The sequence below is a fragment of the Vibrio sp. 1401 genome (assembly GCF_033340295.1).
This window is the reverse complement of sequence record NZ_JAWOWF010000001.1, coordinates 64,452-88,545: the sequence shown is the minus strand read 5'-3', so window position 1 is coordinate 88,545 and position 24,094 is coordinate 64,452. Positions and strand designations below refer to the sequence as shown.

The window sequence follows — 24,094 nt, the reverse complement described above, 5'->3', positions numbered from 1 at the left end:
TTATTCCCTTTGTATTAACGTTTGTACGCGTTCTCTTACCAAGGTAATAACGTCCCATCATAAGCCCAAAACGCCCCGCTATCTTGCGGAGTTGCTTTTTCTAACAAGCCTAATAAATCCTTTGCGACTCGCTCTGGTGTGAACAGCTTTCCCTCTGGCACATTGGTTTGAAAAGGTGCCGACAAAGCGGTGTCTGTAGTACCTGGGTGAAGTGACAGCACCGTGCCATGTTTGACCATCCTTTGCCATTCGATCGACATGGTTTTGAGGAACATGTTTAATGCGGCTTTCGATGCTCGATAGCTGTACCAACCACCTAACTGATTATCGCTAATGCTGCCAACTTTGGCTGAAATGGTCGCAAACTTAGGTGCAGTACTGCATTTTAGCTTGGGAGTGAAGTATTTTGCCAACAGTAAACTTGGCAAAGTATTGACCGTGATGGTTTGCTGAAAGAAGTCTGCGTCGAGCGAGCTAAGATTCTTCTCAGGACCTTTCTCTTGGGTGTGCAACATACCAACACAGTTCACCAACCAATCGACGTGTTCAATCTGCTCACTGAACGCTTTTACCTGCTCGTCTTGCGATACATCCACTTGATGCCAAACGACATTTGGGTGTTGCCAATCTGGTTGCTGCTTACGATAAGTGGCATGCACGCGCGCTTGAGGGAACCGAGCTGCGGCTTCTCTCACCACTGCCAAACCAATTCCACCATTGCCACCGACGATGAGTATTTCCATCACAAGTTCTCCACGTTTTCTATGTAGTGCTCTGCGGTATCAAGAATCGCTTGGCGTTGCTGTTCTTCCATGTTGTCCCAAGAGCGGAAAATCATCCCGATTCGTGGATTGGCTGCGAGGCGCTTGTCGTGCTTGTTCATAAAGCGCCAATAAAGGCTGTTAAACGGACACGATCCTTCCCCACTCCTCGCCTTATTGTCGTAATGGCAACCCTTACAGTAGTCGCTCATTTTGTTGATGTAAGAACCACTCGCCGCGTAAGGTTTGGTGCCAACAATGCCGCCATCCGCAAACAATGCCATGCCACGTGTGTTCGGCATTTCGACCCATTCAATCGCATCAACATAGATACCGAGATACCACTCATCCACTTGATCTGGGTCGATCTCGGTTAGCAAGCAAAAGTTACCAGTGACCATCAATCGTTGGATGTGGTGTGCGTACGCGTAATCGAGGGACTGCCCAATCGCATTGCGCATACAAGCCATTTTAGTTTCACCATTCCAGAAGAAATCTGGCAGCTTTCTTTCTGCGCCCAATTCGTTGTTTTTCGGGTAATGAGGCATGTTCGCCCAATAGACCCCTCGAATGTACTCTCGCCATCCTAAGATTTGGCGAATAAACCCTTCAACTTGAGAAATGTCGATGTCCGCGTTGGAATGAAATGCCTTGAGTGAAGCATCAATGACTTCTCTCGGGTGCAGTAATTTGCTGTTAAGCGAGAATGAAATTCGGCTGTGATACAAGCTCCACTTAGCGTCGTGCTGGCCTGTCATGGCATCTTGAAAACGTCCGAATAACGGCAGACAGACTTGGCAGAAATGCGCGAGTAAAGAGAGGCTTTGCGCGCGATTAATCGGCCACAACAAGTCCCCTTCGAGATTTCCGATGGTTTTGATGTCATGTCGTGCCAGCCGCTCAATAATGCCGTGGATGTCAGTACTGAACATCAAAGGTTGTGGCAGTTGTTCAATGTCTTTGGCTTTGAGCTTGTTACGATTATTGGCATCGTAATTCCATTTTCCGCCGACGGGCTTTCCGTCTTGCATCAAGATGTCGAAGCGCTTGCGCATACGGCGGTAAAAGTGCTCCATCATGATGTGTTTACCTTGAGGAAACTGCGATTCTATTTCCTCAAACGGCAACAAAAAATGTTCCGAGTCGACACAACGCGTCACGACCCCATCAAGCTTTAGTTTGGCTAACTGCTCCAGAAGACGGTATTCATCCGGGCGTTGATATTCAAACTTACTTGCACCAACTTCACTCGCGTAGTGTTGCAAGACTTGCTCAAGATCGTCGAAGGATTGTGTGTCATCCAACGTGAGGTGCAGAACTTGGTGACCTTCACTCTGACGCTCTTTCGCAAACTGTTCCATTGCGGAAAAGAACGCACACACTTTCTGAATATGATGCGTGACGTAAGTATTCTCTTGCTTGAGCTCCGCAATCAGGTAAAGCACTTGCTCATCCGGTTGCTGAAACCAAGAGTGCTCACTGTTAAGTTGATCGCCCAAGATCAATCGTACGGTTTCAAATTGCATTACGGTTTCTCCGATGACGAAGCTTTGTCACTGCTGCCCATCACAATCGGCCAATCGACCATGTCTACACTATCCAAATGCGCGCCAGGACAACGACCTTGCCACCTATCGATGAACTCCATGTGCGGGTCGTACATTTCGGTTTGCTTTTCGAGGTTGAATTGTCGTGAACCACGCGGATCAGCACCAACGCCTGCTAAGTATTGCCAATTTCCCCAGTTTGATGCCACATCGTAATCGACCAGTTGTGACTCAAAGTACGCCGCGCCATAACGCCAATCGAGGCCAAGCTCATGCACCAAACAACTGGCAACTAACTGTCTGCCACGATTCGACATATAACCCGTTTCATTAAGTTGGTGCATACACGCATTGACGATAGGAAATGGCGTTTCACCTTTCTTCCATTGTTGGAAACGGTGCGCGTAAAAGCTAGTGAGTGGTGCTTGATTTTGGATGCCACCGAATCGGAACAGCTGCCGCTTGTATCGACGGGCATACCAATAAAAGTATTCACGCCAAAGCAGTTCGAAGTAAATCCAATAGGTTGAATCATTTGCACCACTCTCCGCTTCATAACGTTTCAACATGGCATAAATAGTTTTCGGAGAAACGCACCCATGAGCTAGCCAAGGAGAGAACTTAGTGGAGTAATCCATGCCATCTAAACCGTTGCGTGTTTGTTTGTATTCACTGGCTAGTGTGGAAGCAAAATACTGGCGACAATGTTCAAGCCCGCGGCTTTCTCCACCATGAAACGCAGCTTTTGTGTCAAAGTAATATGCAGTAACGGAAGGAAGATTCACACCTAAAGGAATTGGAGGTAACGAACGGATACTCTCGTGGGGCCGAGAGATGTCTAAACCTTCAACTTGCTTTCTAAACTGCGTGAAAGTGGTAGGCAGATTGCTCAAGTCAAATGGCAGTTGTTCTTCCCTTAACAGGGTCCGGATTGCTTGCTGTTTTATTTTTACATGAGAAGCGCCTTCAGCTACGCGATCTAACGCTTGTTGCTCATCCGAACCGGGAAAGGCGTCAGCATATATATGTGTGACGCCGAAGCGATTAACAGCATACTTGATTGCTTGATCGGGCGTTAGTTCAACCGCCCATAATCGCTGACCAAGGTGATTCAAAGATTGATTGAGTTCACTAAGCGATGAGTCGAGAAACTGCAATTTCGCGCGCCCGAAAGAGGCTTCCTGCGCAAAGTGATGCAAGTAAGGCGTCATTGAAGGGTAGCAATACAAGCAAATTAACTCGTCCATTTCTACACTGGCGCTTTTCAACAGTGGGTTGTCGTGCAATCGCAAGTCGTTCGTGAACCAATAAAGTCCTATTTTCTTTTTCAATTCGCACCCTCAGATGTTAATTCTTCGTCTACGAGTTCTTTTCACGGAGACCCTGACGTTAAGCCTTTTGATTTACTTGCTTTTATACGAAAACGAGAGTTTGACGATCATTAGGTTACTAGCGTTTACACGGAATCCATTTGCTGGATATCTCAAAACACGCAATACCACCAAATGCCTGTACATGTTTCATACTGATATTTTATAAAATTTGAATCCAACGGTATTGATCACGATCTTAATCACTCATTTTCTATATAAACCATGCAAAAGTGATAAAAATTAAAGCGACATTAGTTAATATCCGTTAATCTAAGCCCAATCCCATTTTGCTAGTACCATCGCAGAAATGACCGACGAGTTTAAGAAATCAACCGCTAATTTAAAAAAAGCGGTCCCACTGATGATCAAAAACCATGTTGCTGCCACGCCAGCCAACTACGCGCTTTGGTATACCTACGTTGACAAGACCATTCCAGAACTCAACTTTGAGTTAGACACGGTGTTAGAAAACTACGGTATTTGCCCGCCAGCAACCAATAAACAGCTTTACAACAACTATGTGGCCAGCAAAGCAGAAACCAGCCTTGAAGATCTTAGAACCAATGTAGAAGTTCTGCTACATGAAGTATCCAGTTCAATGAGCGATACAATTTCAGATACTTCCTCCTTTTCTGAGATGGTAGACAAAAGCTTTAATAAACTGGAAAAAGTTGAGGACAATAGCCTAAGCATTGAAGAAGTGATGGTAGTGATTCGTCAACTTGTCGCAGAGTCACACGAAATTCGTCACTCAACAAAGTTTTTGAATAGCCAATTGACTAACGCGAGTGAAGAAATTTCTCGCCTCAAAAACCAACTGGCTGAAGTACAGCAAGATGCGTTGTTCGATGGTTTGTCAAACCTATACAACCGCCGAGCATTTGACAAAGATCTCTCTTCACTTATTGCATCAAATCAGGCAATGACCTTGATCATGCTTGATATCGATCATTTCAAATCATTTAACGACAATTACGGGCACCTTTTTGGCGATACAGTATTAAAAGCCATTGCCCGCCGGCTACAACAAAGTTGTCGAGATGGGATATGTGCGTACCGTTTTGGTGGTGAAGAATTCGCGTTAATTGTACCTAACAAATCTCTGCGAATTGCTCGCCAATATGCAGACACACTACGCCGGATGATAGAAAAACTGCGTATCAGAGATAAGCGCTCAGGCACACAAGCTCACAGCATTACCGCTTCTTTTGGGGTAGCAGAATTTGAGCCGGGTGATACGCCTGAAGCCTTAATCAATAAAGCCGATAAACAGCTTTATGAGGCAAAACAACTCGGTCGTAACCGCGTGATGCCAATTTAAATAAACTGGCTAAGCGAAAACGACTTTTATGATGAAAAAGAAAACCCCGCGCTGTAAAGTGCGGGGTTTTTGTATCCAATCATGAGTATCTTAATCGACGCTGTAACAGTAACTTAGAATGTAGTCGTCACCATTTTTTGCGGTATATTCTTTATCTTCACTGCATGCCATCGGCTTACCTTTTTTGTCGCCTTTGATTAGACTTATCCAATGGCGCATCGCGGTTGGTGCATTGCCAGTTAGTTCAGGATGAAACGTCGTGCGAGTTTCTAATTGAATATCGTCAATGTCCACTAATTCCACGCAACCAGTGCCTTTGTGACAGCCAAACAGCACTTCTACATGATTGCCCGAATCATCTTTAAACAAAATCGACTTTGGATCTTCCTTTTCACCAGTGTACGCCACAAAATGTTTCGGGCTTTTCAGGCCGCTATGCGTACCGTCTTTGAAGTAAGCCAATACATGGCGATAATCAATTACGTAACTTGATACGTCTTGGTGCGACCCGTTCTCCAATGGGAACATGCGGTCAAGCAGTTGCTTCGCTTTTACTTGTTTCTCACTCTGCTGCTCAGCACTTACCGCTTCGACGGCAAATACGGCTTCAGCGATAAATGGGCGTTGTTGTTGTTGCATCTCTTTTTTATCGAAGTTCAGCATATTCATCGTCATATCCTCGCACTTAAAAACTCGTCCTAGAGTAAAAACTTAAATCCTTTATTTAAGTTTCAGGCAATTCTGTGAAGTGGATGGTTAATTTCCTTGCCTGCTCATTATGTAGACTAGCGAAATATTGACTACAATTTCACAACAAAAATTTTACAATGTGAATTTTACAAAATGTCTGTGTCAAAAAGCCTTATTCGTCAGTCTCATTTTCTTGGTACGAAAATTCGTAACCTAAGAAAAAACAACCATTTAACGATGGAAGATTTGTCTGCCCGTTGTGTAAGAATTAATCCAGAGTACGCTCCTTCGGTTTCTTACCTTTCAATGATTGAGCGCGGAAAACGCGTACCGAGTATCGATATGCTCGAAGTGATCGCGGAAGTTTTTCAAAAAGATCCTGCTTGGTTTTTAGATGATGAACCCGAATTAGAAGCCATCACACCCAACAAAGGAAATCGTGGCGGGATTAGTGGCATGGCGTTGGAGCCGAGCTTTCTGTTCTCCAATGATATTCTTCAAATCGCGATACCAGAAATGCTCTCCCAAACAGGTATCACGGGGCGTCAGTTTGCCCACTTACTGATCCGCGCACACCAAGAAAACCATCAAAACCATTTTCCTGATTTAGAGCGCGCCGCCGAAGAGGTCGGCTTGAAGCGGCTGAATCTATCTGTAGAAGATCTCGTAGACATTGCAAAGAGTATGGGATTGGATATCCGCTGGGTAGATCGAGCGCCACAAGATGTGATTGATGAACTGGGCGTCAGCGCCAAACAGTTGATTACGTCTTTCATGGAGCCACCTGGGACTATTTATCTCAATAAACGAGTGCGTGACTATCCAACCCGATTGAAGTATGACTTGGCGGTATATATCGGCCATCGAGTGCTCCATAGCAGCGATGCAATGAATAACGTTTTATCTATCGGGCATCAAAACAATTGGGAGCAAATGGACAGCCCTGTGTCGAACTCTGAACTCAATTCGCAAGATATCCTGCAAGCTTGGCGTGATTTTGAGTCCAGCTTTTTTGCTGGTGCCTTGCTTTGCCCCAAAGTACCATTTCGTCAGTTGCTTGACCGCTCCGGTTACGAAATTGATGTTCACAAAAAGGCCGGCGTTTCTCCTTCCGTTGCAATGCGTCGCATGACGGTGGTCTCGCCTTACCCTCATTGGCACTATTTTGATGCCTATGGCCCCGGCAAGTTAAAAGCAGTGTATCGAGGAAATGGTATTCCATTGCCTTGGGGCAACATGCGCAAAGTAAACGACCCTTGCCAGCACTGGGCGGTATTCCGACGCCTTTCCCAGCCTTTGGATACCAGTTCAGCGCAAATTTCGATTTTAAATGTTGGCGACGAGCCACGTATCTACTGCTGCGAATCGGTCAACGTATTTGACCCTGCGGGAAATAATCGCGTGCTATGTGCCGGTATTGATCTTAACCCTGCTATTTCTGCACAAGGTGGCGATGCCGTTTCCATAGCGGAAGAACTTAAGTCCCTTTGTGTCGCTTCCGGCGGAAGTAGTGTTATTCCTCCCCACATCAAAAAAGACTTAACGACTATCGCTAAGATATTAAACATCAACTGGATAGAGCGCGGGATTCAAACCCAAGCAAGGTTGATCTGCTCCAGAGGGGCGGTTTGTCCAAGACAACCTAGTTGTTACAGCAAGTGCGGAGAAGCTGATGAGACGGGCAGCGACGTGAATATCATCGGGCTTTAGAAAGAAAAAACGCCAATCACAATAAACGTGATTGGCGGTATATACTTGTGAACAATTTGTATTCACTAACAACGTCAGTTGGCTAGGTGACCCTCGGCTTAATAAGGGTCACTCTAAGTAATGCACGATGCGTGCCAACTTTAAAAAAGCCGTTTTTTAGTAGATCCAGACGCATATCGTTGCTTTATTAACCATTAATTTCGCAAACTGCATTTGCAAAATGCAACATTATGCAAATATGCCACTAAATGCACTGCTAATAACGACTCTCTCAGCAAAGTGTCTGTGAACATATGAAGTCACATATTCTTGCACCTCAATGATGATGAGATTTCGGGCTCCCAACTTTACCATTCTTCTAACCCCTTATTGAAACTGGGTTCAGGCTCATCCGCCATGCTTTTGTTGATACATTCTCTCATCGGCTATTTTCATCATTTGCTCAGGAGATGACATTTGCGGGTCAAATATCGCGTACCCAATACTGGCTTTCAAATAGATAAGCGTTTCATCGTAAATGACGGGCGTCGAGCATAGCGCTAATCGAAGTTTTTGTAGAAGGGACTGAACATTTTCTTCCGTTCCAGGGTGATGGACTACAACTAAAAACTCATCACCGCCCATTCTGGCCACGATGTCTGATTTACGCAGAGAGCTTTTTACCCTTTCAGCCGTAGCGATTAAAACTTTGTCACCTGCGTCGTGACCATAGGTGTCGTTAATGTGTTTAAACCTATCTAGGTCAATATTAATTAAGGCGAAGCTATAACGCTTTTTATAACGTTTCGCTATTTCGAACTGCTGCTTGTAAAACTTCATAAAATAGCGACGGTTTGGTAAACGCGTGAGTTCATCGTGTAAAGCTCTGTCATCTGCAATGGTATACAGTCGATAAATGGCGAGCAGCGCGAGGCTAAGTGCGAATATAATGGGATAGCCGATTACTCTAGCTAAATGCAACTGATGCCAAGAGATTTGGCGATCAGCTTTGCCTCCAGAGAAAACCACCATACTCCACCCACCATAAGGAAAATGAACCATCTCTTTTGCATATGCCATGCTATTTACACTTTGCGCGCCAAAGAAAGCATCACCAAATGAGCCACCGCTATCGTAACCACGGATCATTAAAGGGTAACGATACGAGAAATCAATTACGCCGGTTTCTCTCATCAGAGCATCGAAATCAATCACCGCACTGATCACTCCCCAGTAGTCCTGATTCATTGGAGGATCAAGAAAAACAGGCACACGCACGATCAAACCTCGGCCACCTTGGATCAATGTAACGGGCCCTGCGATGAAAATTTCTTGTACATCCTTGGCTTTTTGCACCTGTACCCACTGCTGTGGCACTGCGCGGTAATCAAGGCCGATTAGGCGCTCATTACCTTGGCGTGGAAATACGTGACTAATTACATCATTTTTCGCGATACCGATGATTGTAATATGTTTACTTTTATTTAGGATTCGGTGAGCGGCGATACTCAATTCTTCTTCTTGGTTTTTAGGAAGTAAAGTAATGAGTGTCGCTAAAGTACTGGCTTTGTAGATATCCGCCATAAGTACCGCTTCCAAATTGGAACGGAGAATGGAAAGTTGTTCTTTGGCCTCAACTTGAACTCGCTCTTTGTGAAGCTCTTGCTGGTTTCGATTTAACAGCTCGATAACCCCAATACACAAAGCGAAAAAGGTGAGGAAGAACAATGCAAAATAGCATCGCTTTCTGGGTAAATAACGCATTTTCTCCCCACAACTCGTATACAACTACGAGATTTTTTATTTATTGTTAAAATTCTTATTATCACAAGAATAACCAATCATAATCAGAAAGGTAACAGTGATTGACAACTTTTATGTTTTAGGTGTGAGATGATGCATCAACAAGGCGATTTATTTGGCGGCGATCTATGGCAAGAAGTAGAAAGAGGAAAACTTTATTATGATCCTCATTTTCTTAGCCATCTTGAGGCGGATAATTACTTTGACCAACTTCGAAAAACACTACCATGGCACCAAGAACACATTACTATGTTCGGCAAGTCAGTACTTCAACCTCGCTTACAAGCGTGGCACGGTGATGCAGCATATACTTACTCAGGCTTAACCATGCAGCCTCACCCTTGGACTCCTGAGTTAACTCAGTTGAAAGTGCGTTGTGAATCAGTTGCTGATGTCACTTTTAATTCTGTTCTCGCTAACTTATATCGACACGGCCAAGACTCAATGGGCTGGCACCAAGATAATGAACCAGAGTTAGGTAGAAACCCTGTTATCGCATCTTTGAACTTAGGTGAAACACGTCGATTTTTGCTTAGAAATTTACATTGTAAAACTGAGATTGAATACGAGCTTTCTCACGGCTCCTTACTGATTATGGCTGGCGAGCTCCAGCATCACTGGAAGCACTGCGTACCAAAAACCGCGAAAACCAAAGATGAACGTATCAACCTGACTTTTAGGCAAATTTTTAACTATTGACTCAGCTTTTACATTCTCAATTAATATTGATGGTAGGTTTAGGTTCAGGACTTCATAGGGAATGGATTTATGCGTATTAAACCTCTTAGCTTAGCGGTCTTACTCTCTTGCTCACTTACCTTTGCAGCTCAGGCATCACAGGAAGAGGTACCGCTTCTCGATAATACTCAATCAGCGCAGTTGATTCGTAGTACCTACGAACAGGAACTGTTCACTTTCCCGGCGTTTAAAGAGGGCCATTTTGGCTTACGCATGTACCGCCAAACATTAGATGAGAAATATCACTCTGCCATTTGGACCGACATGGCACAAGTAGCCAGCCGGTTAAACCAATTTGCTAATGAAGTTGTTGAACCAGAAGACATCATTCTCTATTCATCTCAAAGGCTGACCACGTATCAAGAGAAAGAAACCGAACGAGGGCAGCGACGCTATACCGTGACTAAACACCATCCTGAGTACCTTTATCTTGGTGTGGATTTGCTTGGCGCAATGGCAAGAGCAAACGAATATGGCCTACAACATAAACAAGACAAAACGCTGAGAAAAATTATTAGGCGCTACGATTTCTCGCGTTACGTTACGGACAAAGAGATGATAGAGGCATGGGCAGCTCAGCTTGCAAACCAAGTCTACTGGCTTCGTCAGTTAGGAGAGCAAGATGTGGTCGAGGAATTCACTCAAACCTTCCGTGACACCTACCCCGACGATAAAGATAAGATGCTTTCAGCTCAGCAGTATTGGAACAAACTCTATGGTATGACGCACATCATCTTTGCCGATTCACAGTATTATCAGGAGCGAGTAAGCGAGAAGAAACACCAATGGATTTATGATTACTTTCGCAACAATATCGACACTATCCTACTGCGCGCCAAAGAAGACGTGATTGCGGAAGTCGGCATTTCGTTTTTGTTAGCAGGCTTGGACCATGATCCGGTCGTAAAGAAAACCCGCCAAGCCATTCGTCACGCAATCAACGCAGAAAAAGGGATGATTCCGTCGGTCGACGGTAACTTTGATCTCAAGTACGGCGAACACCGTAACGTGCTAGCCATCATGCTGCTCGATTGGAAAGGGGTACATAAAGCGCCAACTTATCAAGAGCACCCAGAGGCTTTTAAATCGATACCTTACGGCTTAATGCCCAAGCCTTAGAAATAACAAAACCCGCCATTTAGGCGGGTTTTTAGTGTGTATCTTCAATCTAAATTAGAGAGAGATAAAAATGCCCGCTAAGCACGCACTCATCAGGTTAGCGAGTGTACCAGCAGCAACCGCTTTTAGGCCTAGACTTGCAACATCTTTGCGGCGCTCAGGTGCCATCACGCCGATAGAACCCAACTGAATCGCAATTGAGCCAATGTTCGCAAAACCACACAACGCAAAAGTGATAATAATTTGAGTATGCTCAGACAGTGTCGCTTTGTGCTGCACAAAATCGATAAACGCAACAAACTCATTCATCACCACTTTCTGACCAATGTATGAACCCGCAGCTAGAATTTCGTAGCTTGGCACACCAATCAACCACGCTAGAGGTGCAAACAAATAACCAAAAATCGCTTGTAGCGTTACGCCAGAGAAACCAAGTATCTCACCCAAGTTTTCTAGCCCCGTGTTCACCATCGCGATAACACTCACGAAAGCGATAAGCATGGTACCAACAGCAACGGCAACTTTCATACCGCCCATGGCACCGCTTGCTAGCGCATCAATAACGTTACTTTCTTCTGATTTATCTAGCTCAATATTGTTGTAATCGCTTGGCGTTTGACGCTCAGGAACGATGATTTTTGCCATCATCAAACTACCTGGTGCTGCCATAAAGCTTGCCGCGATCAAGTATTTGAGGTCGACACCCAAACCAGCATAACCACCAAGCACACTGCCCGCCACTGAAGCCATACCACCAGCCATCACGGCAAACAGTTCAGAGCGAGTCATGTTAGAAAGAAATGGACGAATAAGAAGTGGTGACTCGCCTTGAGATAAGAAAATGTTCCCTGTTGCAACCAAAGACTCTGCTTTACTCGTACCCAAGAACTTCTGGATAGCGCCGCCAATAAATTGAATCACTTTTTGCATAATGCCCAAATAGTAAAGGGCGGAGATAAGAGCACTGAAGAAGATGATGATAGGAAGGACACGGATAGCGAAGATAAAGCCAGAAGAAGCGAGGTCACCAAAGAGGAATTTAATCCCTTCATCAGCAAAGCTGAGTAGCCCCGCGACACCATTACTTAAACTCGCCAGCGCCGCTTGACCCAACGGGAAATAGAGCACCAAAGCAGCAAACCCCATTTGTAGCATCAAGGCGCGAGATACAGTTTTCCAATTAATGGAAGAACGACCCTCAGAAAGTAGGAAAGCACAACCTAGCAGTGCAACAATACCAAATAGACTAAATAGAACACTCATGAGCTGGACCTACTAAACGTTGAAAAAGAAAAAAGAGCCAAAGGAATTGGCAGAAGAAAGGGACAACGCAGCGAGTGATAACTCACTTTTAGATCCAGAATGTAGACAGAACGAATAGTTCGACATCTTATTTTTACCTTATACAAGCAATTGAACGTAGCTGGTCCGGTCCGTGGGGTCATTCACTGCTGGCGAGCATGTTGCTTGGCCTGCTCCATGTGACGGCTTGTATGGGTAAGGGTCCTGAACAACTAAACCCTAATTCCCGCTTAAACGGGACGCAAGTATAGCCAACAAAAAGAGATATTCATCACATTTATTTACGCAAACGTTCAAGCGTTCAAAATTTAGGCAAAAGTACTCTTTTGTCGTCATACCATTAATAAAAGTAAGGGCATAAGGATAGGCGTTGATGGTAAAAAACATAAAAGTGACCAATAAATATGCAATCAAACTCGAAAGAGCCAAAATTCGTCATTTTACTCTCGCCAACAGGTGGATTTTGGTTATAATTCGCGTTGCTTCTTTCGAGGCCTCTGAGTATTCAGAGCATCATGATGCCGAGATGGTGAAATTGGTAGACACGCTAGCATGAGGTGCTAGTGCCTTTGGTGTGAGGGTTCGAGTCCCTCTCTCGGCACCATTATCCTTCTTCCCTAATTTTGTTCGAGTGTAATGCAAAGTTCTAAGCAGGCAAGACAGTCTACAGATGCTAACCAACTTCTGAGTGAGCTTGCGGTTCACGCTTTATTACACCTGCACTTTAAAATTCACGCGTCCTCGCATGGCCTCTCCCTTAAAGAACGTAATGACTTACTTCAGAAATGGCTGAAACCAAAACTGAAGAGTAATCGCTATAAGCTGATTAAAAAGCCGTTAAAATCTTTGACTCAGCAGGCAAAAGGTGAGAACGGAAATCTGGAAGCATTACTCGAGCGCTGCGTCGGTGCAGACAAACCCAGCAACCCTCAACCCGATCTAGATAGCTACTTGCTGCTGATCAACGAGATTGAGAAGAAACTGGGGACTACCGTGTTATTATCTCGACCGGAAGACGTCGACTTATCTCACGACCAACACGGCTGTTTGCTGTGTGTGCTTTCTGAGAACTTAAATCAGCACTTCGATGATAATAACGCCCTAATAGCTCCTATTTCGATGCTGTTCCGCGGACCAATGAGTCAACGCTCACTTTTCCTTGGCAGCATTTACGCCAGTGGTACCTTCAATTATGAAGTGCAGTATCAAGACGACCAGTTCGTTCGCATCACGTTAGAGTTAGCCTAACTGTAACGCTAAGAAATAAACGAATCGAAAAAGGCCGCGAAACTCGCGGCCTTTTGCTTATCTAGATTTAAACTTGAGTTAATCGATCTCTTTAAATCGAGCAGTAAAGTGGCGCAGCACTGGTGGCTCGTACTCGAAAGTGAGTCCTTTTAACTCATGTGCACGATTTTTCAGTTCGATAATCGCATCCGCAATGTAATCCATATGATCGTTTGTGTAGACACGACGTGGAATGGTCAAACGCATCAACTCAAGCTCTGACGCTTTTTGTTTACCCGTTTCCGGATCTCGACCAAGCAGCAACGATCCTATCTCTACTGCTCGAATACCCGCTTCCAAGTACAAAGCATTACACAATACCTGCGCAGGAAACTGATCAGCTGGAATATGTGGCAAAATCTTAGCGGCATCCACAAACACCGCATGACCACCCGTTGGGTATTGAATCGGAATACCGCCTTCACGTAAGCGCTCACCTAAGTATTGAACTTGGCTAATTCTATAGTGAAGAAAATCCTCATCCGCGGCTTCATACAAACCGCGAGCGAGCGCTTCCATATCACGCCCAGCCATGCCGCCGTATGTTACAAATCCTTCCATGGGTACGCAGCGCGTCTGCACCGCCTGGAACAACTCCTTATGATCACGAATACAACACATGCCACCAATGTTTACCATCGGGTCTTTCTTAGCTGACATGGTGAGCATATCACCGTACTGGTACATCTCACGGATGATTTCCAGAATCGATTTATTCTCGTAACCCGCTTCACGCTGCTTGATAAAGTAGGCGTTCTCACAGTAACGAGCCGAGTCAATCACCACTGGAATATCGTACTTGGTTGCAATCTCGTACACACTGCGCATGTTTTCCATCGACACAGGCTGACCACCGGAGCTATTACAAGTAATCGTGGTGATAATTGCACAAATGTTATGCGAACCGTGCGCTTCAATTGTTGCCACCAGCTTATCGATATCAAAATTGCCCTTCCAATCATAAGGCGTAGTGGTGTCGAATGCTTCTTCCGTTACCACGTTAATCGCTTTACCGCCATTGAGTTCAATGTGACCCGCTGTGGTATCAAAATGGTAGTTCGAGATAAATACTGGCGTTTCACCACCACGCACCTGACGCATACGCTCAATCAAAGCGGGGAACAAAATTTGCTCGGCACCACGCCCTTGGTGTGCAGGCACGGTGAGCTTATAACCGAAGAAGTGCTCCACTGCATCACACAGGTTGTAGTAATTTCGACTCCCCGCATAGGATTCATCCCCCATCATGATGCCAGCCCACTGGTTATCACTCATGGCACCAGTGCCAGAGTCAGTCAGCAAATCGATATAAACATCATCACTACGAAGAAGAAATGGATTATAGCCCGCTTCTTTTAACGCGACTTCACGGTCTGACAAAGTCGTCATTTTGATTGGCTCTACCATTTTGATACGGAAAGGTTCTGGAATACGTTTCATTGTTCATTTCCTTATACGCATTGCCCTACGCAGTTTCACGTAAGACTAAAAAACAAATAGATAGAATGCTTTTCAATGCGATTGCATTGAGGAAATCAACGAGAAGAGATTTTACTAAGAAGAGACAAGCAGTAGTCTAGGTTATACCAGAACGACAGCACCAAACGGCTATCGAGAATATCCTTTATTCTCATCGTCTTCGTCCTCCTGATAAAAATAAAAGGTCAGAAACCCCATGTCTCTGACCTTTTCAATATAGTGTAGTTTTCAATCAATTTTCAGTGAGGTCACCCTCATTTTAAGAAGGTCTCGCCCTTTTCATTCTGCGTTTGATATTACTTTCTTTGACTAAGTAATCGAAAAGTGGCGCGAATAAGTTAGCAAATAGAATCGCTAACATGATGCCTTCTGGATAAGCCGGGTTCAGCACTCGGATAAAAATCGTCATCACACCGATTAATAGTCCGTATGCCCATTTCCCGTTATTGGTAAAAGCTGCCGAGACAGGGTCTGTCGCCATAAAGAAGGTACCAAACGCAACCCCACCAATCACGAAGTGCCAGTAGAACGGCATGGAGAACATGGGGTTAGAGTCTGAACCGATCGCATTCAATAGTAGTGAAGCTCCGATTAAACCGACCAACACGCCCGCAACAATTCTCCACGATGCAATCTTCATAAAGATGAGAACCAAGCCTGTTAGTGCGATCAACAACGTGGAGACTTCACCCATCGAGCCTGGTAAATTACCAACAAAAGCATCTCCCCATGAAATTGTTTGTCCTGTCATATTATTTATCAAAGCACTTTGCCCGCCTTCATACCATTGACTAAGTGGAGTAGCGCCAGAGTAACCATCAGCCGCGACCCACACAGCACCACCGGACATGTTGGCAGGATAGGCAAAGTATAAGAACGCTCGCCCTGCTAAAGCTGGATTTAGGAAGTTTCGTCCAGTGCCACCGAAAATCTCCTTCGCCACAACAATACCGAAAGTGATACCTAAAGCCGCTTGCCATAGTGGAATTGTCGGAGGAAGGATCAGCGCAAAGAGTATAGAGCTGACAAAAAAACCTTCATTCACCTCATGCTTTCGCACAATAGCAAACAGAACTTCCCAGAAACCACCAACGATAAACACCGTCGCATAAACCGGGAGAAAGTAAGTAGCACCAAGCCACATTTTACTTTCCCACCCCGCTTGTGAAACCGCATCTAACGAGCCCCATACCCAACTCAGTTGCCATGAAGAAACAAGCGCTTGCTGAGCTGAGGCTTGTTCCATTCCATACAACAAGGCATCACTCGCTTGCTGTCCTATGTTGTACATACCCCAGAACATGGCAGGGAAGACCGCCAACCACACCATGATCATAATACGTTTTAAATCGATGCTATCTCGAACGTGAGTCATGCCCTGGTTTACCTTACCAGGCGTGTAAAAATGGTTTCGACAGCTTCGAAAAGTGGGTAGAACTTGTGATACTTCCCACCTGGACCAAACTTAGGTGTCGCTTTCTCAAAGTAATGTTTAAGGCTCATAACGCTCCTCCTTTATTTAAAAGATGGTACGCACATGTGTAAAAAGCGATCGTTTTTTAATCTCTTCGTCTTCCTTCTTCGTACTTCACCTTGTTCGCCACTCTTCTGTCTCCTCTTTAAATCCGGCGAACAGTTTATCCAACGAAAAAGGGACCGCTCATGGACACACTCGCCATTGACCTAGCTAGATTCCAATTTGCCTTTACTGTCTCTTTCCACATTATTTTTCCAGCTTTTACGATTGGTTTGGCAAGTTATCTCGCTGTATTAGAGGGCTTGTACTTAAAAACGGGCAACAAACAGTACATGCAAATCTATAAGTACTGGCTCAAAATCTTTGCCATCAGTTTTGGTATGGGTGTGGTGAGTGGCATCGTGTTGAGCTATCAATTCGGTACTAACTGGAGCGTGTTTGCCGACAAAACAGGCCCAATCCTAGGCCCGCTAATGGGTTATGAAGTTTTTACTGCGTTTTTCCTCGAAGCTGGGTTTTTAGGCGTGATGCTTTTCGGTATGGATAAGGTGGGTAAGAAGCTTCACTTCGCCGCGACTTGTATTGTTGCATTCGGGACGTTTTTGTCTGCGTTTTGGATACTTTCGGTTAATAGTTGGATGCAAACACCAGCGGGCTATAGTATCAACGAAGCCGGACAGTTTATCCCAGAAGACTGGTGGGCGATTGTCTTCAACCCTTCCTTCCCTTACCGGCTCGTTCATATGTTGCTCGCCGCTTACCTTACTACTGCCTTTGTTGTAGCCGGCGTTGCCGCTTATCACTTGCTAAAAGCAAACCATAACCCTCTAGCCAGAATTATGTTCTCGATGGCAATGTGGATGGCTGCCATCGTGACACCAATTCAAATCGTTGCTGGAGACATGCATGGATTAAACACCCTTGAACATCAACCCGCCAAAGTCGCCGCGATGGAAGGGCACTATGAGTCTCACCAAGGCGCGCCATTGATCCTCTTCGGTATCCCTAACGATGAAGAAAAACGCATGGAATACGCACTGGAAATCCCCAAACTCGGTAGTTTGATTTTAACTCATGACCTCAACGGTGAAGTGAAGGGATTAGATGCTTTTCCAGAGGAGGAACACCCTCCTGTCTCTATCGTTTTCTGGTCTTTCCGAGTAATGGTCGCGCTTGGTTTTGGCATGCTTGTTATTGGTTTGTGGAGCCTTTGGCTAAGAAAACGTCGCAAACTTTTTGATTCGAGGGCACTTCAACGTATTTGTGTGCTGTTTGCCCCAGCGGGGTTCATTGCAGTTTTAGCAGGCTGGATAACTACCGAAGTCGGTCGACAGCCTTACACCGTATACGGTCTTTTAACCACAGCCAATTCGGCATCGCCTATTGATGCCGCCGCGGTGAGCGTCTCCCTGACGGCGTTCATCGTGGTTTACTTTGTGGTTTTTGGAGCTGGCTTCTTCTATCTCCTACGTTTGATGCGCAAGTCTCCAACTCGATATGAAGAAGGTCTAGATAGCCGACTTCCTGATGGCACGAAAACCGATGCCATCACACATTCTAACCATCTAACCTAGGAGCTTACTCATGGATTACGCATTAATTTGGTACGCTTTGATTGGGCTCGCTGTTCTGATTTATGTCGTGTTAGATGGCTTTGATCTCGGTATTGGTATCCTATTTCTCAGCGCTAATGACGATGAAGAGCGCGACATGATGATGAACAGCATCGCTCCTGTTTGGGATGGGAATGAAACTTGGCTAGTTCTTGGCGGAGGTGGGCTTTTTGCCGTGTTCCCCCTCGCCTACGCGGTCATTATGCCAGCACTCTATGCTCCCCTGATTTTAATGCTGCTCGGGTTAATTCTGCGCGGGGTTTCTTTTGAGTATCGCTTCCGAACACAACGCGGAAAGTTTTTATGGGATAGCGCTTTTTTCATTGGTTCACTCACCGCGGCATTGATGCAAGGCATTATGCTCGGAACCCTGCTCCAAGGTATAGAGGTTAGTGAACGAGCATACGCAGGTGGATGGTTTGATTGGCTTTCGCCATTTAGCGTATTTTGTGGCCTGGCGCTTGTTTGTGCTTATATTCTGCTCGGTTCATGCTGGTTATTAATCAAGCTTCCAGAAGAGCTGATGGGGCGCTATTACGTGGTCGCGCGACGATGGGGACTAGCGATGGTAGCCTGTATATTCATCGCCAGTTTGTGGCTGCCATTGAGCCAAAATATCGTATTTGAACGTTGGTTCTCATTACCAAACTCGCTACTGTTTTTCATTTTACCAATTATTGCAGCGGCACTTATTTGGCAGCTATTCAAAGCCTTACTCGACCACAAAGCCGTCCGAGCCTACGTTCTTGCGATCGGCCTGTTTCTTGTGTCCGCGATGGGTTTCGGTGTCAGTACATTCCCTTACTTGGTCCCATTCGCACTCACTTATCAAGACGTCGCTGCGCCAGACAAAAGTTTGGCATTTTTACTTGCCGGTGCGGTGGTATTACTTCCTCTGATCATAGCCTACACGGCTTATTCGTACTGGGTTTTCCGCGGCAAGATGAAACGTGGAGAAGGATATCACTGATGAAACTAAAACCCATTTTGTGGTTCATTGGCATTTGGCTGGCAAGCGTGGTCGCCTTGTTTGTTATCAGTTCGTTGATACGAACTGCGATATTGTAGGCCCGGAGTCAACTGCACCACATCTGAAGCTATTGAGGTCTATACTCAAGCAAGAGTAAAACAACGGAGGTTTTTATGACCTTAAAGCAGTTTCTGGTAACTTTGATTCTTTTGACGGTTCCACTGTTTTCACCAAATGCATTGGCCGTAGACAAGCAGATGTCATCCGCCATGAAAAGTAAAATGCGGTCTATTTGCTCCGCAACAAACGAGCAGGGTCATTGGCAACTTGCTGAAGCAACTCCTGACGCAAGACGCTCACTAAACATGGTGCTTTATCAAATGAATGCCGATGATAAATTGAAAGCAATTCATGAGGTGAGAACCAAAATGGTCGGCGGCACCCATTATGCGTTTGAGTTCGAGTTGCAAGATGGTCAAGTCTGGAATGCAATTGTATTGCACAGTGCCCGAGGCGATTACATGATCGAAAGACACGCAAAGAAAGGCGAACTCTGCCCTAAATAGCAATAGACACTACGACTCTACAGCCGACACAATAAAGTCGACTGATTCAGTCGCCTTTATTGTTGGTATGTTTAGGTATCGCTTCAAAAGCTTGGGAAAAGTAATAGCTTTCAACCTGAGGCCTAACTAAATCACAAGCTAACCCAAGGTCATCATTTTTTGTGAAAGGTAAATGTTCTGATAGAACCTCTTTTGACTTTTTATCAACCGTTTTAAAAGATTCAATAATTCTTAGAGGAACGTGAAACTGATGATCTCTCACGAGAAAGAAATAGTATTGGAGATGCTCGCCATATGTCGCAGCGTTATTAATCTCGCTACCAATTTTCACAGCTTCAACACGACTGCCTTCACAATCAAATTTAAACACATTGGTAATTTCTGCTTCCATAGAGCCTGGTACATAAACGATATAGCCAGCACTGAGCTCATGACCAATTAATACATAGCTCTCGTCGCGCTCATGCAGTTGATACGCAAAAGAATGAAATGCACTACAAAGTAAAATGAATCCAAGCCGTTTCTTCATTTTGTCTTCAACTCATCTATGACTTTACGTACGAAGTTTGCCTTAGCATCCGTATATTTTTCGATGGTAATTTCAGCTTGTTCCATCAAAGAAAGTTTTAGAGAAACATGAGGAAAGTGCGCAATACCTAGTACCATATCGATAATAGGTTTGGCAGGCATATCCAAAATGGCAGTACTGCCAATATGCTCGATTTGAGTTGACATCATCTCCGTCACTAACGCCAGTTCAGATCGGCTGCGTGCAAAATCCTGTCGACATGCAGGATCATGCTTAACAACACCTACGTTGTAATTGGCTAAACCTAATTTCATCCATCCCTCTCCTAATAAATCCAAATATCATAAGAAGGAAATTATCCAATCACCAAAGTAAAAGCCAAACTTCCGGCACACCCGACACTAATTACTCAACAAATAGAGTCATCTCTGGTGTACTTTTGGTTTGGCTTTCTACTGTTAAACCGTCTCGGTTTTCGCCTCTATCTTCTCATTCACTTTATCGCAAATGTACTCTCCAATAGGCATTGCAGATGTAGCTGCAGGAGAGGGGGCGTTGCAAACGTGCAGGCTTCTGGCGCTTTCGGCAAACAAGAAGTCATGAACCAAGGTTCCGTCGGATAACACCGCTTGCGCACGAATACCCGCAGGATATGGTTTGAGATCGTCTACCTTGATGCTTGGGCAGTATTTATTGACCAGCTTGAGATAGCCCGGCTTCCACCACGAGTTCTTAAACTCATCCAATCCGGTTTTTAGATGCTTTTGTGTCACCTTCCAGAAACCGGAGAAGCTCAGCATTTGCATGGTATCTTGCAAGCTGAAGTTAACCTTGTCGTACCCTTCTCGCTTCCAGCCTTGCACCGCATTTGGACCTACGGTCACACTGCCATCAATCATGCGAGTCAGGTGGACGCCCAAGAATGGCAAATCAGGGTCGGGAATTGGATAAATAAGATGATTCACCACTTGGTCGTGTTTACTATCTAAGCGGTAGTATTCACCACGATAAGGGATGATTTGGAAATCGGTCGGAATAGACATCATCTTCGTCATGCGATCCGCCATCAAGCCGCTGCAAGTAACCAAGAACTTAGCATTGAGCTGCATGGTTTGACCGTCTGAAATACAGGTCAGTTGAACTTCTTCGTCCTTCTCTTCGGCAGCCACCACTTTGGTTCTCAAGCTGATTTGACCGCCGAGCTTTTTGAACTCTTCCGCCATCTGCTCAGTGACCAAACGATAGTCCACAATACTGGTGGTTTTGACATAAATCGCGCCCAATCCCGTGATGTTTGGTTCAGCCAGTTTAAGTTGAACTTCATCGAGTAGCTTTACGTCGATGCCGTTGACATGGCAGCGCTCATAGAGGGCATTCATGCGTTCGACTTCTTGCTCATTGGTCGCAACCAGTAACTTGCCACAGTTCTCCACCGGAATATCGTGCTCGGCGCAGAACGAAATGGTTCGCTCTACCCCACGCTTACAAAAATCCGCTTTTAAGCTGCCCGGTGCGTAGTACACCCCGGCATGAATCACGCCGCTATTGTGTCCGGTTTGGTGCTGGGCAAAACCGGACTCTTTCTCAACCAATAAAATGGATTTGTCTGGATGACGTTGCTGTAGTTGCCATGCTGTCGACACACCAACGATACCGCCACCAACAATGATGTAGTCATAGACTGATTTCATACGACCTCTTATAAAACCGATAGTTGAGATTGTTGCAATTTGAACTTGCGACCACTGTAAATGAACACCGCGACAAATACCGCGCAGCTTGCCACACGAACCAACATTGGGATGTCGTGCCAAACTAGCAATGTACCTACCACTACCAACAAGAGACGCGTCAGAATGTTTAGAGGACCTTCCAAGTAGCCTTCAATCGCACCAATCAATGCATAGGTACCGATGATGGCAAAGAAGCCCACGGTAATCACTGACGTCACATCCCAACTGACTAAGCCTGTATAAGCAATCAACAGCGGTACAAGATACAAACCTTTGGCAATTTTCCATGCCATCAAACCAGTGCGCATTGGCGGTGTTTTAGCGATGGTCGCTGCTGCAAATGCGGTCAAACACACTGGAGGCGTAACGTTGCTGTCTTGCGATAACCAGAAGATGATGAGGTGAGCAGCCAGCAACGCCAAGCCTACCGCTTCCATACCCAAACTTTGCTCTAGTAGGGTTTCCATAAAGTCCGCAGGCACTAGCGCCACCATTTCTTTCGCGGTTTCCAACGCCATTGGAGCATTAAGCAGTTCCAGCTTTTCTGGCGCCGCCAACATAAAGATGGCTTTTGCTTGTTCAGGCAATTGACCCGACACCATCAATTCAAGCAATTGGTTTTCCGCAATCAACTTGTAAAGCGCAGGGGCAGACAGTGTGCCCAACACAATATACGCCGCTGTAACAGGTAAACCCATACCCAAAACAAGAGAAGCGAGCGCAATCAGAACGATCATGATGAACAAGTCGCCATTCGCCCAACCGTCGATCATCAATGAGAAGGTGTTGCCGATGCCCGTTGTACTGATCACGTTGATCACCAAACCGATACCCACCAGCAATACGGCTGTTGTCGCCATGTTTTTCGCACCTTGCGATAGCGCTTCGATGATCGCTTTTGGTCCCATCTTGTGATCTTTCGAGAACCAAGAAGCCACCACCACAGAAATGATCGACAAGCCAGCAGCGTAAGTTGGCGTAAAGCCTTGAACCAACAAAGTAACCAATACCGCCAGCGGGATAAGGTTGTGCCAACCGCTGATCAACACTTTCAGTAGAGATTCATCGCTGGTCGTGATTTTTTGAACGCCGCTGCGTTTGGCTTCGATACGCACAAAGAACGCCACAGACAAGAAATAGATAAGAGCAGGAATGAAAGAAACGGCGATAATATCAACATAAGGAATTTGCGTGTAAGACGCCATGATGAAAGCACCCGCGCCCATCACTGGTGGCATCAACTGACCACCTGTCGACGCCGCAGCTTCAACGCCCGCCGCGAAGCGCGAAGGGAAACCTGCTTTTTGCATTAAAGGAATACTGATAACACCAGTTGAAACCGTATTTGCCACACTAGATCCAGATACTGAGCCCATCAATCCCGAGCCAATCACTGCGATAAAACCGGGACCACCAATGATTTTGCCAGCCGCAGCACGTGCCACATTGATGATGTAATCACCGACACCAGAGCGCACAAGAAACGCACCAAACAGAATGAACATGAATACGAAAGTCCAACTGATGCGCGAGATAGAGCCAAACATGCCCTCAGAAGAATAGAAGCTACGGTAGAGCAAGGTTTCCATGCTCAAACCCGGGAAGTGGAAAATACCTGTCGCCCACTTACCCCAAAGCACAACGTAGCTCAGGCACACCACAATCAGCACTGGAATAAACCAACCCATGGTGCGTCGGATAAGCTCAATCACAATCAGGATTGCCATGATGGCGAAGACCCAATCGCTGGTCACGAACTTCACACCGCGTTCATACAGCGCATCTTCGGCATAGGGAATGTAGAGCAAACACGCGACCGCGCCCATAGCAATTAACACATCGATGCCGAGTGCAATCTTACTCTGCTTAAGAGAGATATGAGCCGGATACCAAAGCGCACAAATCACCGCAAAGCCAGCAAAGTGGGTCGCGGAAATCCATAACTCTGGTAACGTCGATAAGGTATTAAACCAAATGTGCAAAGCAGACAACACCACGCCAAACACTGTAATTGTGGTGGTTACCCACGGAAAATCAGTGCGCGTGGGCAGCTCAAACTTCTGCAATTCCTTTTCTATTGAGTCGCTCATCTCATAC

At 45.5% G+C, this 24,094-nt stretch carries 19 protein-coding genes, 1 tRNA gene and 1 pseudogene; 9 read left to right on the top strand and 12 right to left on the bottom strand.

Annotated features, from left to right (window positions below):
* Positions 1–35: 35 nt before the first annotated feature.
* Genes R7Z77_RS00385 through R7Z77_RS00375 form a run of 3 tightly spaced genes read right to left on the bottom strand, consistent with a single transcriptional unit; the run spans position 36 to position 3,639 of the window.
* On the bottom strand, positions 36–743 hold the full coding sequence (locus R7Z77_RS00385; RefSeq protein ID WP_064354492.1) for an SDR family oxidoreductase: 708 nt from the start codon (positions 741–743) through the stop codon (positions 36–38).
* Complete coding sequence (locus tag R7Z77_RS00380; RefSeq protein WP_005374147.1) at positions 743–2,287, bottom strand: cryptochrome/photolyase family protein; 1,545 nt, start codon at positions 2,285–2,287, stop codon at positions 743–745. Before R7Z77_RS00380 ends, R7Z77_RS00385 begins: the two co-directional genes overlap by 1 nt.
* Positions 2,287–3,639, bottom strand: coding sequence for a DASH family cryptochrome (locus R7Z77_RS00375; protein ID WP_064354491.1), 1,353 nt, complete (start codon positions 3,637–3,639; stop codon positions 2,287–2,289). Before R7Z77_RS00375 ends, R7Z77_RS00380 begins: the two co-directional genes overlap by 1 nt.
* A 349-nt stretch (positions 3,640–3,988) precedes the next feature.
* On the opposite strand from R7Z77_RS00375, the gene R7Z77_RS00370 reads away from it, so the two are divergent.
* On the top strand, positions 3,989–5,002 hold the full coding sequence (locus R7Z77_RS00370) for a GGDEF domain-containing protein (protein WP_213967480.1): 1,014 nt from the start codon (positions 3,989–3,991) through the stop codon (positions 5,000–5,002).
* A gap of 90 nt (positions 5,003–5,092) precedes the next feature.
* Here R7Z77_RS00370 and R7Z77_RS00365 read toward each other — a convergent pair whose 3' ends face one another.
* Positions 5,093–5,671 carry a malate synthase gene (locus tag R7Z77_RS00365; RefSeq protein ID WP_005374156.1) on the bottom strand — a complete coding sequence of 193 codons (579 nt, stop codon included), beginning with the start codon at positions 5,669–5,671 and terminating at the stop codon, positions 5,093–5,095.
* A 174-nt stretch (positions 5,672–5,845) separates the two neighbouring features.
* Here R7Z77_RS00365 and R7Z77_RS00360 point away from each other — a divergent pair, with 174 nt between their 5' ends.
* Entirely contained in the window at positions 5,846–7,402 is a 1,557-nt protein-coding gene (locus R7Z77_RS00360; protein ID WP_104980353.1) for a DUF3612 domain-containing protein, read from the top strand.
* Between the two features lie 387 nt (positions 7,403–7,789).
* On the opposite strand, the gene R7Z77_RS00355 is transcribed toward R7Z77_RS00360, so the two are convergent.
* Positions 7,790–9,145: a diguanylate cyclase gene (locus R7Z77_RS00355; protein WP_213967481.1), complete on the bottom strand. Its 1,356-nt coding sequence runs from the start codon at positions 9,143–9,145 to the stop codon at positions 7,790–7,792.
* A gap of 132 nt (positions 9,146–9,277) precedes the next feature.
* Here R7Z77_RS00355 and R7Z77_RS00350 point away from each other — a divergent pair, with 132 nt between their 5' ends.
* Complete coding sequence (locus R7Z77_RS00350) at positions 9,278–9,883, top strand: alpha-ketoglutarate-dependent dioxygenase AlkB family protein (RefSeq protein WP_005374161.1); 606 nt, start codon at positions 9,278–9,280, stop codon at positions 9,881–9,883.
* 69 nt (positions 9,884–9,952) lie between these two features.
* Positions 9,953–11,041, top strand: coding sequence for a DUF3541 domain-containing protein (locus R7Z77_RS00345; RefSeq protein WP_064354488.1), 1,089 nt, complete (start codon positions 9,953–9,955; stop codon positions 11,039–11,041).
* A 54-nt stretch (positions 11,042–11,095) separates the two neighbouring features.
* Here the strand turns inward: R7Z77_RS00345 and R7Z77_RS00340 are convergent, their stop codons facing one another.
* A complete protein-coding gene (locus tag R7Z77_RS00340; RefSeq protein WP_262645169.1) occupies positions 11,096–12,304 on the bottom strand; it encodes a NupC/NupG family nucleoside CNT transporter in 1,209 nt (402 codons plus the stop codon).
* A gap of 559 nt (positions 12,305–12,863) precedes the next feature.
* Between R7Z77_RS00340 and R7Z77_RS00335 the strand changes: the two genes are divergently transcribed.
* Both R7Z77_RS00335 and R7Z77_RS00330 read left to right on the top strand, forming a co-directional pair.
* Positions 12,864–12,947, top strand: a tRNA-Leu gene (locus R7Z77_RS00335).
* Between the two features lie 32 nt (positions 12,948–12,979).
* The gene (locus R7Z77_RS00330; RefSeq protein WP_005374167.1) at positions 12,980–13,591 is read left to right on the top strand and encodes a DUF2913 family protein; all 612 of its coding nucleotides are present in this window, start codon (positions 12,980–12,982) and stop codon (positions 13,589–13,591) included.
* 78 nt (positions 13,592–13,669) lie between these two features.
* Here the strand turns inward: R7Z77_RS00330 and R7Z77_RS00325 are convergent, their stop codons facing one another.
* Entirely contained in the window at positions 13,670–15,070 is a 1,401-nt protein-coding gene (locus R7Z77_RS00325; RefSeq protein WP_104976313.1) for a tryptophanase, read from the bottom strand.
* Positions 15,071–15,368: 298 nt separating this feature from the next.
* Positions 15,369–16,612 (bottom strand): annotated as a pseudogene (locus R7Z77_RS00320) (NADH:ubiquinone reductase (Na(+)-transporting) subunit B).
* 159 nt (positions 16,613–16,771) lie between these two features.
* On the opposite strand from R7Z77_RS00320, the gene R7Z77_RS00315 reads away from it, so the two are divergent.
* The 3 genes from R7Z77_RS00315 to R7Z77_RS00305 all read left to right on the top strand — a co-directional run bounded on the left by R7Z77_RS00315 (position 16,772) and on the right by R7Z77_RS00305 (position 19,735).
* Entirely contained in the window at positions 16,772–18,160 is a 1,389-nt protein-coding gene (locus R7Z77_RS00315) for a cytochrome ubiquinol oxidase subunit I (RefSeq protein WP_017635517.1), read from the top strand.
* Between the two features lie 10 nt (positions 18,161–18,170).
* Entirely contained in the window at positions 18,171–19,169 is a 999-nt protein-coding gene (cydB, locus tag R7Z77_RS00310) for a cytochrome d ubiquinol oxidase subunit II (RefSeq protein ID WP_005374173.1), read from the top strand.
* Positions 19,170–19,342: 173 nt separating this feature from the next.
* Positions 19,343–19,735 carry a cystatin gene (locus R7Z77_RS00305; RefSeq protein ID WP_151515831.1) on the top strand — a complete coding sequence of 131 codons (393 nt, stop codon included), beginning with the start codon at positions 19,343–19,345 and terminating at the stop codon, positions 19,733–19,735.
* Positions 19,736–19,781: 46 nt separating this feature from the next.
* On the opposite strand, the gene R7Z77_RS00300 is transcribed toward R7Z77_RS00305, so the two are convergent.
* The 4 genes from R7Z77_RS00300 to R7Z77_RS00285 all read right to left on the bottom strand — a co-directional run bounded on the left by R7Z77_RS00300 (position 19,782) and on the right by R7Z77_RS00285 (position 24,087).
* Entirely contained in the window at positions 19,782–20,264 is a 483-nt protein-coding gene (locus R7Z77_RS00300; protein WP_033906248.1) for a hypothetical protein, read from the bottom strand.
* Positions 20,261–20,578, bottom strand: a complete 318-nt coding sequence (locus R7Z77_RS00295) for a GrpB family protein (protein WP_033906247.1) — start codon at positions 20,576–20,578, stop codon at positions 20,261–20,263. Before R7Z77_RS00295 ends, R7Z77_RS00300 begins: the two co-directional genes overlap by 4 nt.
* Positions 20,579–20,722: 144 nt before the next feature.
* Positions 20,723–21,955: an L-2-hydroxyglutarate oxidase gene (gene lhgO / locus R7Z77_RS00290; RefSeq protein ID WP_053307131.1), complete on the bottom strand. Its 1,233-nt coding sequence runs from the start codon at positions 21,953–21,955 to the stop codon at positions 20,723–20,725.
* Positions 21,956–21,963: 8 nt separating this feature from the next.
* Positions 21,964–24,087 (bottom strand): TRAP transporter permease, encoded by a 2,124-nt coding sequence (locus R7Z77_RS00285; protein ID WP_009705104.1) that lies wholly within the window; start codon positions 24,085–24,087, stop codon positions 21,964–21,966.
* Positions 24,088–24,094: the final 7 nt, after the last annotated feature.

Excerpts from the sequence above, each read along its gene's own strand:
- lhgO (WP_053307131.1), bottom strand. The coding sequence starts at position 21,955 with ATGAAATCAGTCTATGACTACATCATTGTTGGTGGCGGTATCGTTGGT.
- R7Z77_RS00345 (WP_064354488.1), top strand. The coding sequence starts at position 9,953 with ATGCGTATTAAACCTCTTAGCTTAGCGGTCTTACTCTCTTGCTCACTT.
- R7Z77_RS00325 (WP_104976313.1), bottom strand. The coding sequence starts at position 15,070 with ATGAAACGTATTCCAGAACCTTTCCGTATCAAAATGGTAGAGCCAATC.
- R7Z77_RS00370 (WP_213967480.1), top strand. The coding sequence starts at position 3,989 with ATGACCGACGAGTTTAAGAAATCAACCGCTAATTTAAAAAAAGCGGTC.
- R7Z77_RS00285 (WP_009705104.1), bottom strand. The coding sequence starts at position 24,087 with ATGAGCGACTCAATAGAAAAGGAATTGCAGAAGTTTGAGCTGCCCACG.
- R7Z77_RS00315 (WP_017635517.1), top strand. The coding sequence starts at position 16,772 with ATGGACACACTCGCCATTGACCTAGCTAGATTCCAATTTGCCTTTACT.
- R7Z77_RS00360 (WP_104980353.1), top strand. The coding sequence starts at position 5,846 with ATGTCTGTGTCAAAAAGCCTTATTCGTCAGTCTCATTTTCTTGGTACG.
- R7Z77_RS00300 (WP_033906248.1), bottom strand. The coding sequence starts at position 20,264 with ATGAAGAAACGGCTTGGATTCATTTTACTTTGTAGTGCATTTCATTCT.
- R7Z77_RS00350 (WP_005374161.1), top strand. The coding sequence starts at position 9,278 with ATGCATCAACAAGGCGATTTATTTGGCGGCGATCTATGGCAAGAAGTA.
- R7Z77_RS00385 (WP_064354492.1), bottom strand. The coding sequence starts at position 743 with ATGGAAATACTCATCGTCGGTGGCAATGGTGGAATTGGTTTGGCAGTG.
- R7Z77_RS00365 (WP_005374156.1), bottom strand. The coding sequence starts at position 5,671 with ATGAATATGCTGAACTTCGATAAAAAAGAGATGCAACAACAACAACGC.
- R7Z77_RS00295 (WP_033906247.1), bottom strand. The coding sequence starts at position 20,578 with ATGAAATTAGGTTTAGCCAATTACAACGTAGGTGTTGTTAAGCATGAT.
- R7Z77_RS00380 (WP_005374147.1), bottom strand. The coding sequence starts at position 2,287 with ATGCAATTTGAAACCGTACGATTGATCTTGGGCGATCAACTTAACAGT.
- R7Z77_RS00330 (WP_005374167.1), top strand. The coding sequence starts at position 12,980 with ATGCAAAGTTCTAAGCAGGCAAGACAGTCTACAGATGCTAACCAACTT.
- R7Z77_RS00305 (WP_151515831.1), top strand. The coding sequence starts at position 19,343 with ATGACCTTAAAGCAGTTTCTGGTAACTTTGATTCTTTTGACGGTTCCA.
- R7Z77_RS00340 (WP_262645169.1), bottom strand. The coding sequence starts at position 12,304 with ATGAGTGTTCTATTTAGTCTATTTGGTATTGTTGCACTGCTAGGTTGT.
- R7Z77_RS00355 (WP_213967481.1), bottom strand. The coding sequence starts at position 9,145 with ATGCGTTATTTACCCAGAAAGCGATGCTATTTTGCATTGTTCTTCCTC.
- cydB (WP_005374173.1), top strand. The coding sequence starts at position 18,171 with ATGGATTACGCATTAATTTGGTACGCTTTGATTGGGCTCGCTGTTCTG.